We start from the raw sequence: 17,525 nt of genomic DNA, 5'->3' as shown, positions 1-17,525 counted from the left end.
AAATATCAGGCGGACAGGCCTGCAGGGCTTGCGGCGCAATATTGGGCATTTTCGTAAAGCAGCGGTCGTGTCGTCTCGCTTACATCGGCCGACACCACCTGTCCGATAAACACCGTATGCGTTCCATATGGCATTGCCGCGACACGGCGGCAGGCGATGGCGGCATGGGCCGTGGGCAGATAAAGAACACCGTTGTCATGACGCTGCCACTCGCCGTTGCGGAAACGCTCCTCCGGCGAAACCTTGCCGCTGAAAGCATCAGACAAGGCAATCTGGTCCTGCGTCAGTACATTCACGATGAAATCGGGCCGGCAGAGCAGCAATTCGTGCAGAAACGTGCGGTTGTTCAGGCAAACCAGAAGAGAGGGCGGCTCCATCGAAACCGAGGTGACGGCGGTAACCGTCATGCCGTGATCGCGCTGATCACCCGTGGCACAGGCAGTGATGACCGTCACGGTCGCCGGAAAACGGCGCATCGTCGTGCGGAAATTCTGGCCGACGCCTTCAGGCGCAAGATTGTTCAGGCCAAACAGTGCTGATGTCATGAGATCCTCCCAAATCCTGCATTCTTAAATATTTTCATTTGCAACATTTGTCAATGCAAATGTTTTATGGCGGGGGGAAGCTGCGATATGGCCTCGCCGTCCCCGGTCTTCTGGAGCGAAACTATTGAAACTGATAGATTATGCCGGTACAGCCGATGGGTGCGCCACGTCATCCGCGCACGTGTTTCTCAAAACGGGGTTTTGCTTGTGTCTTATCAGTTCACTGACTCGGTACCCTACCTGCTCAACTGGGTAGGTGTTCGGCTTGGAGAGCGCTTCTCCCTGAGGCTGGCATCCTATGACATCACCCTGCCGATGTATCGTGTGCTGGCAACGCTGAGACAACAGGAAAGCAAAACGCTGACCGAGCTTTCAGACCTCGTGTCGGTGGAGATTTCCACGCTCTCCCGGCTTGTTGGCCTGCTCGTCAGACGCAACCTCGTCAGCCGCGAGCGACCGGTCGACAATGCGCGGATCGTGCGCATTACGCTGACGCCAAAGGGTGAAGAACTTGCCGAGGAACTGATGCCGATCGCCGCCATGTTCGAAAAGACCGCGATCGAAGGCCTTGACCCTGCCGAAGTGAAACTTTTCAAAAGCATCCTGCGCCACATCGGCCGCAATATTGCCGGTCTCTGATCCCCCAAGGATCCGCTGACCCGTCGCGACCTTCGCGTGCAATGTACTTGTAATGGCTGGTTCCTATCCCTGTGGCAACTCACCACAGCGGAGGAAAATTGCCCATGTCCGAGAGATTGTCACCCGCCTTCCTGACAACGCTCGCCCTTGTCACAGCATCGATCCTGGTTTCGGCCTGCGCCTCGACAGTCATGAAAAGCTACATCGGCGCACCCATCACCAGCGTGATGCTGGACTATGGGCCGCCGGACAATATCTATAGCCTTGGCGGTGGACAGCAGGCCTACCAGTGGCGGAAGAACAAGACACAGGCTGTCGCCGGATCATCGAGTGGCGAAGTGCGGACAACACGGCGCGGAGAGCGTTACGAAGTGTCCGAGACGCCGGGTTATGTCGAGCGCATAGACTGCTTCTACACTTTCTACACACGCAATTCCGGCGGCGAATGGTATGTCACGAGCTTCCGGCAACCGTCACTCGAATGCGAGTGATCGTTTCCGGATTTCAAACTCCGCCCTCCCAGATTTTTGACCGCCGCTTTGATGCTCGAAGCGGCGGTTTTCGTTGGAACGTTCTCCCTGGGATTTCTCATCGGATGGGCCGGTCAGAAGCGGTAGTTCAGGCCAGCCTTGATGACGTGATCATTTAGATCGGTCTTCGACATGCCGCTCGCCAAACTTGGCCAACAGGCCGCCGCCAAAGCCGGGGAAACGTACCTGATCGCTTAAAATCCCGTCAGCTAGACAGTGTCAGCCGCAGCATCTTTCGAAGCCACCGAGCGAATTTCCAGCCTGACGCAAAAACCGGGATTGAGGTCGAGGAAGACAACACGTCCGCAATGAATCTCTGCCGCCTTCTGGACCAGATTCAACCCGAGGCCGGCTCCTGGCGAGTTCGTATTGACGCGGTGAAACGGCTCGAATACCTGCTCGCGCTCCGAGACGGGGATGCCCGGCCCTTCATCGCAAACGTCAATGAAGCCCGCAGCACCGACCCGGATCGTGATAGCACCCTTGCCGCCACCATGATCGATTGCGTTGCGAACGAGATTGACGACCGCCATCTCGATGATCGAAGTCTGGACCGTGAATACGGCCTCTCCTTCACTTGGCTCGAAATCGAACTCGTAACCGGCATCCATCGCAATCGGCGCGAGATCGGTCACGATGCGCTCGACAAGGATGTTCAGGTCCTGCCGCTCGGCGGGTAATTCCACCACGCCGACCGCCTGCATCTCCAGCAACTGGTGCGCAACGCGTGTGAGGCGATCGATATCGGCCCGGAGTTGTCGGCTCAGCGCGTCATCGGGCAAAAGATCGGCCCTGATCCGCGCGATTGCAATCGGCGTTCTCAACTCATGCGCGGCATCGGCAAGAAAGCGGTTACGGCGATTATATCCCTCATCCAGCTTGGAGAGCGCGACGTTGAAGGCATTTACCAGGGGAATGATTTCGCTGGGCACCTTGGAACGATTGATACGGGCGGACCTGTTCTCGAAATTGATGGATTGCGCCTGGCTGACCGTTTCCATGAGGCCGCCAAGTGAACGGCCGACCGCCCTCGGGGTCACGATCAATGTCGCGATACCAGTCAGGATCAGCATGGGCACGACGGCGATAAGAATGACGAAGCCCACACCCGGCAAGACAGTAAGCCAGCGGATCTCGCCGTTGGCATCCTTTTCCAGATCTAACTGCATACTGATCCATAGGCTGAGGCCGTCATTCGGGATGCCTTTTTCCGTCCCGGCAATGAATTGCAGCCGCCCGGCAGGTGTATCGCGGTTTTCCATGGTGGCCCGGACTGTTTCCCCCGCTTCCAGACGCGCCCTTTCGATGCTTGACGGAAAAACTGCCGCCAAAGCCGGTACTGGGATTTCTCCATATCGCAGGACGATTTCATCGGCGTCCCGCACCAAGAACCAAAGATTCGGATAGCGCTGTTTCAGCTCGACCAATCCGGGCGTGGGCAAAACTTGCGCCCGGCCCTGCCCATCCTTTGTCACGCTTTCCGCAACGATGCGGACAGCCTCTTCATTGGCGCCCTCCAGCCGTGGATCGATGATCCAGATCCAGCCGACGAGGAGGATGACAAACAGAACGAGCAAAAACGCCTGCAAGGCGAAAAGACGCTTCATCAGCGCCCACCGCAGGGATCGGTTGCGCTCCTGCTTCATGTATTCGCCCGGATGAGATAGCCGATGTTTCGCACGGCTCTTATCTCGACGGTGGCTTCGGCCTGCGCGAGCTTCTTCCTGATGCGGGAGATATGGGCGTCGAGAGCGTTGGATTCGATCTCATCATCCAGGTTGTAAACCGCTTCGACCAGATTGGAACGCGTCACGATGCGGTTCGGGCGTCGCATCAGAGCCTCGAGCGCCAGATATTCCCGCCGCCGAAACTCGATGATGGCACCGGCAACCGTGACTTCATTGCTCTTCGGATCAATGCTCAGATTTCCGAAGCTCACATATTGGCTGGAGAGCGAAGGGCCGCGCCTGTGCAGCGCCCGAAGGCGGGCAAGCAATTCCTCGATCGCAAAAGGCTTGGCGAGGTAATCATCCGCTCCGGCGTCAAGACCGTCAACGCGGTGATCGACACTTCCGAGCGCCGTCAGAACGAGGATCGGCACCGAATGCCTGGCTTTGCGAAGCGAAGACACAAGGTTCAACCCTTCACCATCCGGAAGACGGCGATCAAGAACCAGCACATCGTAAGACCCGTCACGCGCCAGCGCGTCAGCATCGGCAATCGTCCTGACATGATCCGCAAGCACATCACGCCGTCGCAGGGCTTCGAGCAGGGCCCGAGCCATTTCCGGTTCATCCTCGAGAAGCAGGATTCGCAATGACTTTTCCCCAAAGGTGAATTTTTGCCGTCCTCACCACTGGTTGGTGAATGTTACAGCTACATTGCAGGCAAGGAGCCAGACTATCCTTCTCTCACCCTCCTGCCAGACGCAAATCGACCGTCACACCTTGGATGCCTTATCCCGGCCTGTACCCATGTCTTGCATAAAACCGGTCAAGCTCGCGCTGCTGCGGCACCTCACCGGTGTAGATCGCAATATAGTCCGGGATCCTTTTCATGCGCACGGCCATATCTTCCTCCGACTGCATGGAGATATAGCCGATCTGCACGAGATACGTGGTGCGGGCACGCACATCCGCCATATTTTCGGAATGGCCAAAACGCATGAACATGCGCGAAAGTGCATCCATTCTCGTCTGATCAGCCTTACGCACCTCGGCAAGAATATCATCGGACTGAAGAGCCCAACTGCGAACCGCAAATTCGAACCTGTTGTCGAAGAGGCCAGCATCCAGCCAGCAATCGAAGACATTCAGCATCGCTTCGGCCAGGGTCTCCGCATAGGCCTCCGACTGCCTGACGATGCTGCCGGTATTCTTTTCGCGCCAGCGGGAGACGAGTGCGGCCAGCAACTCCTCCCGATCTCGGAAGAACCAGTAGAAACTCGTGCGCGACAGACCGAGTTTTTTCGCCAACGGCAGGATTTTCACGGAATCCACGCCGGATTCGAGAAGTGCCTGGTAGGCGGCCTCAAGCCAGCCCTCCTGCGATCCGCGCCAACCGGTCTCGTTCAATGTCGCTTCCATGATGATTTCCTAGCAAATCGGTCTGGTCGCGACAAGGCGAATGTCCACTCATGTCGAATGCATAAACACAAGTGTTTTATTAATTGACACCTATGTACATTCCCGCTTAGCCTTCTCCCATAAACGTTCTCGGAGCACGGTCGCCATGTCGAATGACCCCCTTCTTCAGCCCTACCAGCTAAAGCATCTCACCCTGCGAAACCGCATCATCGTTACCTCGCATGAACCCGCCTATCCGGAGGACGGCATGCCGAAAGGGCGCTACCGCGCCTATACGCTCGAGCGGGCAAAGGGCGGCGTCGCCATGACGATGACGGCAGGCTCCGCAGCCGTCTCGAAAGACAGCCCGCCCGTCTTCAACAACCTCTTGGCCTACAAGGATGAAATCGTTCCGTGGATCAGGGAAATGACCGACGCCGTGCATGAAGAGGGTGCAGCGATCATGATCCAGCTGACGCATCTCGGCCGCCGCACGCGCTGGGACAAGGGCGACTGGCTGCCGGTGCTGGCACCATCCCACCAGCGGGAGGCCGCGCATCGCGCTTTCCCGAAGAAGATCGAGGATTGGGATATCGAGCGCATCATCAAGGACTTCGCCGACGCTGCGGAACGCATGAAGGCGGGCGGCATGGACGGGGTGGAGCTTGAAGCCTATGGCCATCTCATCGACCAGTTCGTCTCGCCGCTGACCAACGAGCTGGATGGCCCCTATGGCGGCTCGCTGGACAACCGCATGCGTTTCTGTTTCGACGTCTTCAGGGCGATGCGCGAACGTGTCGGCGACGATTTCATCCTCGGGGTTCGCTATACCGCCGACGAATGTCTTGAAGGCGGCACCGGAAAGGCGGAAGGCCTCGAAATCTCGCGCCGGTTGCGGGATAGCGGCCTGATCGACTATCTCAACGTTATCAGGGGCCATATCGACACCGATCCCGGCCTGACCGACGTCATTCCCATTCAAGGCATGGCGAACGCGCCGCATCTGGACTTCGCAGGCGAAATCCGCGCGGCAACCAGTTTCCCCACCTTCCACGCCGCCAAGATCCAGGATGTCGCCACCGCCAGATACGCCATCGCTTCCGGCAAGGTCGATATGGTCGGCATGACCCGCGCTCACATGACGGACCCGCATATTGTGCGCAAGATCATGGAAAAGCGGGAGGACGATATCAGGCCTTGCGTTGGTGCCAACTACTGTCTCGACCGCATCTATCAGGGCGGCCTCGCATTCTGCATTCACAATCCGGCGACAGGCCGCGAAGAAACGATGCCGCACGAAATTACCAAGGCGACGGAAAGCCTGAAGGTCGTGATCGTCGGCGCCGGTCCGGCCGGGCTGGAGGCCGCGCGTGTCTGTGCCGAACGCGGCCATCAGGTCGTCGTCTTCGAGGCCGCAAACGATCCGGGCGGCCAGATCCGCCTGACCGCGCAAAGCGAACGCCGCCGCGAAATGATCAGCATTATCGACTGGCGCATGAGCCAGTGCGAAAGGCTCGGCGTTACCTTTCACTTCAACAGCTGGGCGGAAGCGGACACGGTGCTCTCGGAAAGCCCAGATGTCGTCATCATCGCCACCGGCGGATTGCCGCATACCGATGTGCTTTCAAACGGCAATGATCTGGTCGTTTCCTCGTGGGATATCATTTCCGGCGACGTCAAGCCGGGAACGAATGTGCTGGTTTTCGACGATGCCGGCGACCATGCGGGCTTGCAGGCAGCAGAATTTCTCGCAAAGGCGGGCGCAAAAGTGGAGATCATGACCCCGGATCGCGCCTTCGCGCCCGAAGTCATGGCGATGAATCTGGTTCCTTACATGCGCTCACTGCAAAAACTCGACGTCACCTTCACCGTCACCTATCGGCTGCAAGCGGCGGAAAGAAACGGCAACCAGCTCGTCGCCCACGTCGGCAGCGATTATGGCGGCGTGACGAAATCAAGGACCGTGGACCAGATCGTCGTCAATCACGGCACGGTGCCGCTGGACGATCTCTATTTCGACCTCAAGCCCGGCTCCAGGAACCTTGGCGAAATATCCTACGACGCCTTGCTGGAGGGCTCCGCCCAAACCGTCGAGCGCAACCCTGGCGGTGCCTACCGGCTGTTCCGCATCGGCGACGCGGTCGCCGCACGCAATACACATGCGGCGATCTACGATGCGCTGCGTCTCGCAAAGGACATTTGAGAGGGCCGCCGCGATACGCTTTGAAACTCAGGCCTGGATCAAGGCAATGCCACGGTTCTTGAACCCGATTGTTACATCGCTTTCGGGCGGCAGGCTGGTCTCGACGGCATGGTCGATGATGAAGAGCGTGCCGATATCGGTCTCGACTTCATATTCGACGTGACCGCCGAGATAGGCGCTGTGCAGCACCCGCCCGGCAAGTCCCTGCCCGCCCGATTGGGCAATGGAAATCGAACCCGGACGAACCGCAAGCTTTGCCGGGCCGGGTTTGGCGTTGCGTGCCGCAACACGGTGATCGATCCCTCCAACGCGGATCAACGCATCGGCGCCCTCAAGGCTGACCACCTCGCAGCCGACGACATTCGCCTCGCCCATGAAGTCGGCGATGAAGGAAGAAGCCGGCGCCTCGTAGAGTTCCCGCGGCGCGCCTGACTGGGCGATCTCGCCTTCCTTCATCACGATGATCCGGTCGGAAACGGCCAGCGCCTCGTCCTGATCATGCGTCACATAAACAGCGGTAAAACCAAGCCGCTGCTGCAATTCCCGGATTTCGGTACGAACCCGGCGGCGAAGACGCGCATCAAGGTTGGAAAGGGGTTCATCGAGCAGCAGCACCTGCGGCTCCAGCACCAGAGCACGGGCAACCGCCACGCGCTGCTGCTGACCACCAGAAAGCTCGGCAGGCAGACGATGTCCCATGCCGGCCAGCCCCACGAGCTTCAGACCTTCCTCAGCCTTCTCCCGTGCTTCCGCCTTGCGCAGTCCGGAGGATTGCAGGCCATAAGCGACATTGTCAAGCGCCGTCATATGCGGGAAAAGCGCGTAGGACTGGAAAACCATCGAGACATCGCGCTCATTGGCCGGCAGCATGGTCACATCCTTGTCGCCGATCAGAATGCGACCGGCCGTCGGATGTTCGAGCCCCGCCAGCATGCGCAGCGTCGTCGTCTTGCCGCAACCAGAGGGACCGAGAAGTGTCACCAGCGTGCCGGGTTCGATGGTGAGCGAAAGGTCGGGGATGGCGGTGAAGGCGCCGAATGTCTTGCGGACATTCTGAAAGGTGACGGAGCCGGGCTTTACGGAAATCATGCGGTTTTCTCCTGAGCGAGAGGAACGGAGGACGCGGACGGCAGTCCCGCGACGCGGTTTTCGCGGCGCAGGCGACGCTCGCCTACAATGAGCTGGAAGCCGGTGATAACAGTGATCATCACCACGATCAGCATGGAGGAATAGGCAATGGCGACACCGTATTCACCGTTTTCGACGAGACCGACGATGTAGGAGGTCGCCATGTTGTACTGGGCGCTGACGAGGAAGATGACGGCGCTGATCGAGGTAATCGCTCGGACGAAGGAGTAGACCAGAGCCGCCGTGATCGCCGGGCGCAGCAGTGGCAGGATCACTTTCCTGATCGTGCGGAAACTGTCGGCGCGCAGCGTCAGCGAGGCCTCATCGAGGCTTTTGTCGAGTTGGCTCATTGCCGCAATGCCGCCGCGCACGCCGACCGGCATGTTGCGGAAGACGAAGCAGGCGATCAGGATCAGCGCCGATCCCGTCATTTCCACCGGCGGCAGGTTGAAGGCCATGATGTAGCTGACGCCGATGACCGTTCCGGGAATGGCAAAGCTCATCATCAGGGCAAATTCGAAGATGTTCCGACCGGCAAACTTCTGCCGCACGATGATATAGGCCGTCAGCAGACCGACTGCAGCGGTCAGCGGCGCCGACACCAGCGCGATCTCCATGGTGGTCCAGAACGAGTTCCAGGCAACACCGGTCCAGGCGATCGAGCCGTTGGAGAAGCTGACGGAGAACGCGCGGATGTAGTGGTCGAGCGTCAGCGAATTGTCCAGACCCCAGGTCTTCACGAAACCGCCGACGAGGATCATGCCGTACACGACGATCGTGAAGACCATCCACGGCACGACGACGGCGTGGACACCAATGGACAGGCCGCGTGGCAGCGCGATATGCGCGCCGCTGTCGCCCTTGCCGGTAACCGTGGCGAAGTTCTTGCCGGCCAGCCAGAAACGCTGGGCGAGGAACGCCGAAAGCGTGAAGCACAGGAGGATAATGGCGAGAACAGCGGCGCGTGAAGGGTCGTTCTGCGAACCGACGACGGCAAAGAAGATTTCCGTCGACAGCACCCCATGCGTGCCACCAAGCACCAGCGGATTGCCGAAATCCGCCATGCTTTCGATGAAGCCGATGAGAAACGCATTGGCGAGACCCGGCTTCATCAGCGGCAGCGACACCCGCCAGAAGGTGCGCCAGCGGTCGGCGCGAAGCGTTTGCGACGCCTCCTCCATCGACGGGCTGACACCTTCGACGACACCGATCAGCACCAGGAAGGATATCGGCGTGAAGGAGAGCACCTGCGCGATCCATATGCCGGTCATGCCGTAGAGCCAGCGGCCGGGTTCGATGCCGAAGAGATAGGAAAGCCATTCGGTGACGACACCGGCGCGGCCGAAGAGCAGCGTCAGGGCAAGACCGATGACGAAAGGCGGCGTTATGATCGGCAGAACCGTCAGAAGGCGCAGGCCCTTCTTGTACGGAAAACGTGTGCGGGTGGCGACCAGCGCGAAACCCAACCCAAGCACTGTGGAGCCGAAGGCGGTCATCAAGGCGAGGAAGAGCGTTCGCCAGGCAACGCCGCAGCGCTCTTCACCCGTGACACAGCCAAGGCTCCAGATGCCGGGATCCTGAATATTGCGGATGAAGCCATCGGCATTAAAGGAGCCATCGAAATCCTGAACGGATGCGATCAGCATGCTGCCGATCGGATAGAACACGAAAACGGTAACGAGGAAGGCCAGAATGGAAATCGAGCCGACGACAAAGGCATCGCCCTTCATCACGCCGCGTTCGGCAAGCCCGAAGGCAAAGAAAAGCACAAAGACCAGCGACATGACGACGGCACCGGCGCCCATGGCGGGCTGGCCATCGGAAAGCACGCCGAACAGGTTTTCACTGACGCTCCATGTCCAGCCGGTAAAGCCGATCGCCAATCCCTGCAAAATCAGAACCACGAGACCGGCAGCACCAATCCACGCAAGCAGCTTGCCCCGCAGCATCGGATCGCCAATCGGGCGGACAAGGCATCCGGCAAGGAAAAACAGGCCGGCACCGGCAAGCCAGGGTTTTCCATAAACCAATATTTGCAGCACACCGGGCGCATTGCTGGGGGAAGAGAGAAACTCAGACAGCCAGCGGAAGCTGAAGAAGCCGCCTTCAATGCGATACCAGGGAAGAAAAACCAGGGCAAAAGCCCCGAGCGCCAGGACAATGTTCAGCCTGCGATTGCCACGTGTCATGGCCGACCTCGCTTATTTCATGCCGATGAAAGAACGGCGGGCATCCCGGCTTTCAAAAGCCGGGATGCCGATCGCCGGAGTTCAGATCAGTTTGCGACTGCACCGACCTCGCGGTCCCAGCGTTCCAGCAGCGCCTTGCGCTTGGCCGGGTCGCCATAGGTCTTGAAGTCGTAGTCGATGAGCTTGATGTCCTCGAACTTCGGCGCTTCCTTCGGCACTTCCGCGGTCTTGTTGGATGGAAGCTGGAAGGACTTGGCGTCCTTCATGCGTGACTGGACCTCTGGCTTCAGCGCCCAGTCGTACCAGGTCTTGGCATTTTCGAGGTTGCGGGCACCCTTGATGATCGACATGGAGCCAATTTCGTAGCCGGTACCTTCGCAGGGTGCGATGGACTTGACGGGGAAACCTTCCGCTGTCTGTGCCACGGCATCATGCATGAAGACGATGCCGAGTGCCGTCTCGCCACGCGCTGCCGCCTTCACCGGCGCGGAGCCGGACTTGGTATATTGCGAGATGTTGGCGTTGAGCTTCTTCAGATAATCGATCGCCTGGTCTTCGCCCATGATCTGCACGAGCGAGGCAAGCGCCGTATAGGCTGTGCCCGAAGAGTTGGGATTGGCGATCTGGATTTCGCCCTTCAGTTCCGGTGCCAGCAGATCGGCCCAGCACTTCGGCTCCTTGTAACCCTTGGATTTGAAGATTTCGGTGTTGTAACCCCAGCCCAGCGCGCCGGCATAAACGCCGACGGTTCTGTAACCGGTGCTTTCCGCCTGTTTGACGGCCCAGTCCTGCAGCTGATCCAGCATCGGCGACTTGTATTCAAGCGTCAGGTTTTCGGAGGCCGCCTGCATGTGCGGATCGCCGGTGCCAGCCCACCAGATATCGGTCTTCGGGTTGCGGGCTTCCGCACGCACCTTGGCATAAGTTTCGCCGGAAGACAGGCGAACCATATTGACCTTGATGTCATGCGACTTTTCGAAATCGCCCTTCATCTGTTCGCAGATGACGACATCGGCAGAGCATATCAGGTTAAGCTCGCCTGCCGCCTGCACCGATGTGGTGCCGAGTGCCGTACCGGCAAAAAGCAATGTGGAAAGTATCGTCAGTCGCATGGTTATCCTCCTGTAGCTTGCGTCTGAATGGTTCGGCAGTCCACAAACATGGCGCTGCCTGTCGCGGCATCTTGTGCTGCCACGCTGTCTGTCTTTTCGGTCTTGGATTGCTGACCCCTACTGGGTCGGGTGAATTTCGTTGTCGAAGCGGCTTAACAATCGACTTCGCTCTTCGGGTTGGCCAAAGGTGGCGAAGTCGTAATCCACCATCTTGATCATCGATATATCGGGCGCCGTCAGCGGCAATGTCGCCCGGGCGTTGGATGGCACCTGGTTCTGCCCCGCCTTTGCCCCGGTCGCCTGTCCTTCCGGGGTCAGCGCGAATTCAACGAACGCCTGCGCCAGCGCATCGTTGTGGTTGCCCTTGACGATGCTGACCGCACCGATCTCGTAACCGGTTCCCTCGCAAGGGGCGACGATCACCAGCGGAAAGCCTTCGATCTTCTGTGTCACGGCGTCATGCATGAAGGAAATCCCGATCAGAACCTCCCCCCGCGCCGCCGCCTTTACGGGCGCCGAGCCGACCTTGGTGTAACTCACCACATTCTGGTTAAGCCTGCCCATGAAACTGAAAGCCTCCTCCTCGCCAAAGAGCTGGACAAGCGTGGCAAGCATGGTGAAGGCCGTGCCCGAATAGTTCGGGTTGCCGGTCTGGATATGGCCGCGATAAATCTCCTTCGCCAGATCCTTCCAGCATGTCGGGGCCGGCAGATTGTTCTTGGCGAGCAGTTCCGAATTATAGGCAAAACCGAGCGCACCAGCATAGATTCCGGCCGATTTCGATCCCGACATCGCATTGAAATTCTGCGCCCATGGCAGCAGATCCTGCTGATGGGCGGGCTGATACTCTTCCAGAAGGCCTTCCGAACCCGCCTGCAAATGAGTGTCGCCGGTACCGCCCCACCAGACGTCGACAGTCGGATGGGCGCGTTCGGCACGAATCTGATCGAGGATTTCGCCGGTGCTCTTGCGAACCATCGAAATCTCGACCCCCATCCGCGCTTCGAAAGCCCGCTGCATGGTCACGCACCAAGCCTCGTCGACGCCGCACAGGACGTTCAACTTCGTCGCGGCCATGCCATGCCCTGCGCCGCACAGCCATAAGGCCATGCTCGCCGCAAGTGCGGTCAATGCTCTCAACTGAGCCTCCCTGCTTGGAACCTCCCCGTTCCAATCTCCGCCATTAGCATGTCACATCCTGACCGCACCGCAATCGAAGAATGGTTACCAATCTTTCCGAACAAGATTACAGATATTACAAATATGACAGGGCGGATAACCAGCTAGGCTTTGAAGATCGCGTCTGCCGCGCCTATGATGATGGCGGGAGGAATACGCAGTGCTTAATCAGAAGGTTCGCATTCTGATCGTCGAGGACGATCCGGATATGGCAGAGCTTATCTCGGACCTCGTCGAGGCCGAGGGCTGGCTGCCCACCTGCGCGCGCTCCGCCGAGGAAGCGGACGAGATATTGGCGAAGGACGTGATGCAGCTGGTGCTCGTAGACCACAACTTGCCCGGCACCTCCGGCCGCACCTTTGCCCAGAGACTACGCAGCAAGGTTGATATCGGCATCGTCATGGTAACGGCTGCCGGCAGCGCCGCCGACCGGGTTCTCGGCCTGGAAACAGCGGCCGACGATTATGTCGTCAAACCCTTCGAACCGATCGAACTCACGGCACGGATCAAGGCCGTTCTGCGCCGGACGATCCCCTCCTTGAAGCAGGAAAAGGACAGTGAGCGCGACCACGGCCGGGCGGCATTGCTCCTCAGCGACTGGGCGATTGATCTCAATGCCCGACAGGCCGTCTGCCTGACCGATCGCAGCAGAACGCTGACAAGTGCCGAATTCGCACTTCTGGAAATTCTGGCCGAAACGCCCAACCAGCCCGTCAGCCGCTCCCAGATCCTCGACAGGCTTGGCTCGGAAAGCGACCGCTATATCGATAGAAACGTCGATGTGCTGGTGCTGCGGCTGAGGCGCAAGATCGAGCGAAACCCCGATCTGCCGCGTCACATCAAGACGCGGCGCGGCAGGGGTTATGTGCTCCACACCGACGAGGGCGAGCTTTCTCCGTGATCAGCCGTTCCTTCCTTTCCTCGATCGCCTTTCGCCTGCCCTTTGCGATCGTCTTCATCTGCATCCTCGTCTTCAGCCTATCCGCCATCGCCATCTACGGCCTGCAACGCGCTCGCGATGAAATGGCCGCCTACGGCCTGCAGGCCTTTTCCAGCCTTGCCAAGGCATCGCTGGTTTCGCGGCAGGTCTCCGACCTCGTCTCGAGCGCACCTTTCCTGATGAATGCCGCCTCGCCCTATCGCGTCTCCAGCGAAAGCCGGTCCGTGGTCCAGCAGGTCGATATCCTGCTGGAGATGACAGGGCCAGGCAACGGTGATCGGGTCGCCCGCGGCTTTGCCAACGAGCGCATCGTCGAACTCCTTGAATTGATCAGAACACAGACGCTGGATCTGGCAAAGGATGCAGATGCGGCGCAGGGCCACAAGGCGGAAGCGGCAGCCGCGCTTGGCGAAATTGCCACGGGTCGCGGCATCACCGATCCCGAACTGCGCCGGCGGATGAACGGCATCGTGCAGGCCGCATCCGCATCCGACAGCCTCTTTCAGCTTGGTGAACTGCGCCGCCGCTATGTTGCCGAAACCACCGCGCGCCAGGAAGGTTATCCCGGAGAGCGGCTCCCCGTGGCCGAGCTGCAACCCTATGAGCGGGTCTTTGAAGCGCAGAGCCGTTACCTCTTGGAAATGTTTGCGATCCGCGCCTCGGTGTCGCGGCTTCACATTGTGTCGCGCGATCTGTCCCATGTCACCGAAACGCAGAGCGATGCGGTTGCCCGCAGCCTCAACGAGGACCTGATCTCGACCTCGGACGCTCTGAGCCGGCTATTGGTCATCGTCGCAGTCGCTTCGCTTCTAGTTCTGGTCATGGCAACATTCTCGATTCGATCAGTGATGCGTGTCTCGCGCGGGATCGCGACGCTTTCCAACGGCATGAACGCGCTCGCCAAGGGTGAAAAGGATGTCGGCCCGCCATCCTACACCGGATCGGAGACGGAACTGATCCGCCTGCTCGATGCTTTCCGGGCTTTCCATGACAGCGTCGATCGTGTCTCCCGCCTGCGGCGCACGGCGGAAGCGGCGGCCCGAACCATCCGCTCCACCTTCCGCAACATGAATGAGGGAATAGCGCTGTTCGATCCGACCGGTCGGCCAATCACCATGAACCGCCGGATCATAGAACTTGTCGGTCGTTCCGGCTCGTCGCGTAAGCTGCCGCTTCGCCGTTTTGTCGAACCGATACCGGAGATCGATCCCGCACTGTTCCCTTTCGAGAGCGGCCGAGGCGAGTTGATGGACCGGGCAGTCGTGCGCCATCGCACCGGAGATCAACGAGTGATCGAAGTATCGATGTCACGCCAGCCGGATGGCGGTATCGTGCTGCTCGCCCGGGATGTAACTTCTCTCGATCGTCAGGAGGCGGAGGCCGCAAAAGCCCAGAGGCTTGATGGCATCATGCGCATGACTCATCAGGTCAGTCATGAAGTGGGCAACATGATCGGCATCATCACCGGCAGCCTCGGCCTGCTGGAGCGCGAAACTGGTTTCAACGATCGCCAGAAACGCCACATCGCCCGTATCCGGAAGGCGGCGGATCGCGGCCGTTCTCTGGCCAGCAGCATGCTGACCATCGGCAGCCAGCAGCCCATTCATCCGAGCTGCATCAACGTCGCAAACCTGCTGCGCGGCATGGCCGATATCCTTGAGATTGCAGTCGGCCCGAAATGCCGGATTGCGCTGGAGATTGACGAGGATCTTCCCTCGATTGCGCTAGACCCTGCCCTCCTCGAGCAGTCCATCCTCAACCTTTGCCTGAATGCGGCAGCGGCCATGCCCGATGGTGGCCTGATCTCGATCAGCGCCGCTTCCGAGAAGGATGCACTTGTGATCGCGGTCACCGACGAGGGAGTGGGCATGACGCCCGAGGCGGTGGACAAGGCCTTCGAGCCCTATTTCACCACCCGGCAGGAACACGGCGGGGCAGGCCTCGGCCTTGCAATGGTCTACGGCTTCGTCCGGCAGAGCGGCGGCGAGGCGCATATCAGCTCGATGCCGGGCGATGGCGCAAGGGTACAACTGACTTTTCCGGTAGGCACCGACCACCTCCAGATTCGATAAGCCCCGAGAAGGCCTTCCAGGGGGAGAGGAATTCGTCAATCAATTGAGTTGTTAACTCCCGATCAACTCAGAATATTCACTGTCCGTTTCTTCCTGCTCTCTAGGATCACGCCATCCGAGTATGGGAAACAGTACCGTCGTGAAAAATCAACCAAAAGCTGAAGCCAGTGATCCGCAAGCGTACCTGACCGCGCGCCTTGCAACCGCACAGTCTCGTATCGAGAAGACCTTTCTCGAAGGCGGCTCCGTGCTCGTTTCAGTCATGGACATCCTGAACCAGCTCATCACCATATTGGACCGCATGACGGGTTCGATGGACGGCGATACCGCGGATGCGGCAGTGGCCAACATGCAAAAGACCATTGAGGACATGGTCCGCCTGCCGGAAACCGAACAGTTGCGACAGGCCGCCTTCGTTGAAATGAGTTCCCTTTGCAAGTCTGCAAACGGCCATGTCGATGATATCCGCGAGACGATCCGTTACCTGAAAACCTTTGCGGTCACAGTAAAGATTACCGGCGCAGGCATCGCCGAATTTTCCTCCTTTGCCGAGGAAATCCGCGAGCGCATCCATTTCGGCGGTACTGAAGTCGGCAAATTCGCGCAATATCTCGATCTCATGCACAAGCAGCTTGCCAGAGCGCGCGACGTCTCATCCGTCATCGGCGCCGATTTCGAAGCAACGATCCCCGGCATCGTCGGAGGTTTGAAGACAAATTCCGGTCGCATCGGCGAACAGCATCGCGCCATGACGGCCATGGCGGCCAAGGTGAAATCCGTCGCGCAGGGCGTGCAGGGCAAGATAGCGGCAACGCTGTCCTCCCTCCAGATCGGCGACATCACCCGCCAACGTGTCGAACATGTGCAGACGACACTCGCCCTGTTCAGCGATTATCTGAATTCCGAAGAGGCGCAGGCGTTAAATTCCGCCGAAATGGACGCTCTTTACGACACCGTTTTCGAGATGGTCAGCGCCCAGATCGACGAGATGGCAACCACCTTCCAGCAGGATTGCCGCAAGATCTTTGCAGGCATCTCAAGTTTCGCCGACGATGCCGCAACCATTCTTTCACTGCGCGACACCCTGGTGGAAGATGCTGCCAATGATGGCGGCAGCGCGTTGCAGCTGCTTGAGAAGGACATAGCAAAGGCGTGCGATCTGGCCGGGCGCGTTCAGGAAGGCATGGCGGATGCCAATGCGGTCGTCGCTTCCGTTACCGGTACCGCACAGGACCTGTTGCACGGCATTGAAGTGCTGCGCTCGATCAAGACTGAAATCCATTATATGGCGCTGAACTCAAACCTGCGCTGCTCGAAACTGGGCGACGAAGGCCGGTCGGTCAATGTCGTCAGCGGCGAGCTGCGGGTCTTTGCCGACAAGCTGGAAAGCCCGGCGGATTCGATCGTTGCCGATCTCCACCGGATCGAAAGCGTCATTACAAATCTGAAGACGGCTGAGAACCGGAGCGCCGGTGACCTGCGGGAACCATTGAGCGAAGCACTGGAAGCCATAAGCCACGCCAAGGGTCAGATGGAAACCGGTCTTCAGGATCTCGCCACGGAAGGTCAGGCCGTTTTCAGCCGCATCAGTGCCGCCGTGATCAAGCTCGATTTCGAAAGCGAACTCGGCGATGTCCTGAAAGAATGCCATCACGTGGCAAGCGGGCTGGCCGCCGGCGGCGCCGGAGACATTTCCGGCTTTGCGGAGAAAATCCAGCCGTTTTCGACATGCATCTACAAGATCTACACGATGGCGCAGGAGCGCGACGTGCATCTTCGCTACTTGCCGGTCGATCTTGCGCCCGGGCAGAAAGCACCCGCCACCGTCGAAGATGACGACGATCTCTTTGCCGACGCGCTTTTCTAGAGCGTATTCGATCTAAACGGGATCGATGGGGCGCTTTTACTGCGCCGGGTTCCCGG

At 59.2% G+C, this 17,525-nt stretch carries 14 protein-coding genes; 6 read left to right on the top strand and 8 right to left on the bottom strand.

The features are described from left to right. Positions 1-5: 5 nt before the first annotated feature. Positions 6-545 (bottom strand): FADH(2)-dependent resorcinol hydroxylase reductase component, encoded by a 540-nt coding sequence (gene graD, locus FB593_RS12225; RefSeq protein ID WP_003514147.1) that lies wholly within the window; start codon positions 543-545, stop codon positions 6-8. 207 nt (positions 546-752) lie between these two features. Between graD and FB593_RS12220 the strand changes: the two genes are divergently transcribed. Together FB593_RS12220 and FB593_RS12215 are read left to right on the top strand one after the other, a co-directional pair. Further along, entirely contained in the window at positions 753-1,184 is a 432-nt protein-coding gene (locus tag FB593_RS12220) for a MarR family winged helix-turn-helix transcriptional regulator (protein WP_025594436.1), read from the top strand. 104 nt (positions 1,185-1,288) lie between these two features. Then, positions 1,289-1,675, top strand: a complete 387-nt coding sequence (locus FB593_RS12215) for a hypothetical protein (RefSeq protein ID WP_025594437.1) — start codon at positions 1,289-1,291, stop codon at positions 1,673-1,675. Positions 1,676-1,923: 248 nt separating this feature from the next. Here the strand turns inward: FB593_RS12215 and FB593_RS12210 are convergent, their stop codons facing one another. From FB593_RS12210 to FB593_RS12200, 3 genes are all read right to left on the bottom strand, one after another. Then, positions 1,924-3,360, bottom strand: a complete 1,437-nt coding sequence (locus tag FB593_RS12210) for a sensor histidine kinase (RefSeq protein ID WP_145166635.1) — start codon at positions 3,358-3,360, stop codon at positions 1,924-1,926. Then, on the bottom strand, positions 3,357-4,031 hold the full coding sequence (locus FB593_RS12205) for a response regulator transcription factor (RefSeq protein WP_003514154.1): 675 nt from the start codon (positions 4,029-4,031) through the stop codon (positions 3,357-3,359). The genes FB593_RS12210 and FB593_RS12205 overlap by 4 nt, the downstream gene beginning before the upstream one ends. Positions 4,032-4,170: 139 nt before the next feature. Next, positions 4,171-4,800, bottom strand: a complete 630-nt coding sequence (locus tag FB593_RS12200) for a TetR/AcrR family transcriptional regulator (protein ID WP_013636802.1) — start codon at positions 4,798-4,800, stop codon at positions 4,171-4,173. Positions 4,801-4,945: 145 nt separating this feature from the next. Here FB593_RS12200 and FB593_RS12195 point away from each other — a divergent pair, with 145 nt between their 5' ends. Then, positions 4,946-6,982: an NADH:flavin oxidoreductase gene (locus FB593_RS12195; RefSeq protein WP_145166634.1), complete on the top strand. Its 2,037-nt coding sequence runs from the start codon at positions 4,946-4,948 to the stop codon at positions 6,980-6,982. Between the two features lie 27 nt (positions 6,983-7,009). On the opposite strand, the gene FB593_RS12190 is transcribed toward FB593_RS12195, so the two are convergent. From FB593_RS12190 to FB593_RS12175, 4 genes are all read right to left on the bottom strand, one after another. Further along, a complete protein-coding gene (locus FB593_RS12190; protein ID WP_111790571.1) occupies positions 7,010-8,071 on the bottom strand; it encodes an ABC transporter ATP-binding protein in 1,062 nt (353 codons plus the stop codon). Further along, positions 8,068-10,299, bottom strand: a complete 2,232-nt coding sequence (locus tag FB593_RS12185; protein WP_111790570.1) for an ABC transporter permease — start codon at positions 10,297-10,299, stop codon at positions 8,068-8,070. The genes FB593_RS12190 and FB593_RS12185 overlap by 4 nt, the downstream gene beginning before the upstream one ends. A gap of 86 nt (positions 10,300-10,385) precedes the next feature. After that, on the bottom strand, positions 10,386-11,411 hold the full coding sequence (locus FB593_RS12180) for an ABC transporter substrate-binding protein (protein ID WP_003514162.1): 1,026 nt from the start codon (positions 11,409-11,411) through the stop codon (positions 10,386-10,388). A 117-nt stretch (positions 11,412-11,528) separates the two neighbouring features. Continuing rightward, positions 11,529-12,521, bottom strand: coding sequence for an ABC transporter substrate-binding protein (locus FB593_RS12175; RefSeq protein WP_026330739.1), 993 nt, complete (start codon positions 12,519-12,521; stop codon positions 11,529-11,531). A gap of 229 nt (positions 12,522-12,750) precedes the next feature. Between FB593_RS12175 and FB593_RS12170 the strand changes: the two genes are divergently transcribed. The 3 genes from FB593_RS12170 to FB593_RS12160 all read left to right on the top strand — a co-directional run bounded on the left by FB593_RS12170 (position 12,751) and on the right by FB593_RS12160 (position 17,469). Then, a complete protein-coding gene (locus tag FB593_RS12170) occupies positions 12,751-13,491 on the top strand; it encodes a response regulator transcription factor (protein ID WP_003514167.1) in 741 nt (246 codons plus the stop codon). Continuing rightward, complete coding sequence (locus tag FB593_RS12165; protein WP_019565038.1) at positions 13,488-15,602, top strand: sensor histidine kinase; 2,115 nt, start codon at positions 13,488-13,490, stop codon at positions 15,600-15,602. Before FB593_RS12170 ends, FB593_RS12165 begins: the two co-directional genes overlap by 4 nt. A 139-nt stretch (positions 15,603-15,741) precedes the next feature. Continuing rightward, entirely contained in the window at positions 15,742-17,469 is a 1,728-nt protein-coding gene (locus tag FB593_RS12160) for a chemotaxis protein (protein WP_113472898.1), read from the top strand. Positions 17,470-17,525 lie beyond the last annotated feature (56 nt).

Origin of the sequence: Rhizobium sp. SJZ105, assembly GCF_007828365.1 — a bacterium.
Lineage (GTDB): Bacteria > Pseudomonadota > Alphaproteobacteria > Rhizobiales > Rhizobiaceae > Agrobacterium > Agrobacterium tumefaciens.
The sequence above is the reverse complement of the archived record's forward strand: the minus strand, read 5'-3'. Positions and strand labels throughout refer to the sequence as shown.

Excerpts from the sequence above, each read along its gene's own strand:
- graD (WP_003514147.1), bottom strand. The coding sequence starts at position 545 with ATGACATCAGCACTGTTTGGCCTGAACAATCTTGCGCCTGAAGGCGTC.
- FB593_RS12215 (WP_025594437.1), top strand. The coding sequence starts at position 1,289 with ATGTCCGAGAGATTGTCACCCGCCTTCCTGACAACGCTCGCCCTTGTC.
- FB593_RS12210 (WP_145166635.1), bottom strand. The coding sequence starts at position 3,360 with ATGAAGCAGGAGCGCAACCGATCCCTGCGGTGGGCGCTGATGAAGCGT.
- FB593_RS12200 (WP_013636802.1), bottom strand. The coding sequence starts at position 4,800 with ATGGAAGCGACATTGAACGAGACCGGTTGGCGCGGATCGCAGGAGGGC.
- FB593_RS12195 (WP_145166634.1), top strand. The coding sequence starts at position 4,946 with ATGTCGAATGACCCCCTTCTTCAGCCCTACCAGCTAAAGCATCTCACC.
- FB593_RS12190 (WP_111790571.1), bottom strand. The coding sequence starts at position 8,071 with ATGATTTCCGTAAAGCCCGGCTCCGTCACCTTTCAGAATGTCCGCAAG.
- FB593_RS12185 (WP_111790570.1), bottom strand. The coding sequence starts at position 10,299 with ATGACACGTGGCAATCGCAGGCTGAACATTGTCCTGGCGCTCGGGGCT.
- FB593_RS12180 (WP_003514162.1), bottom strand. The coding sequence starts at position 11,411 with ATGCGACTGACGATACTTTCCACATTGCTTTTTGCCGGTACGGCACTC.
- FB593_RS12175 (WP_026330739.1), bottom strand. The coding sequence starts at position 12,521 with ATGGCCTTATGGCTGTGCGGCGCAGGGCATGGCATGGCCGCGACGAAG.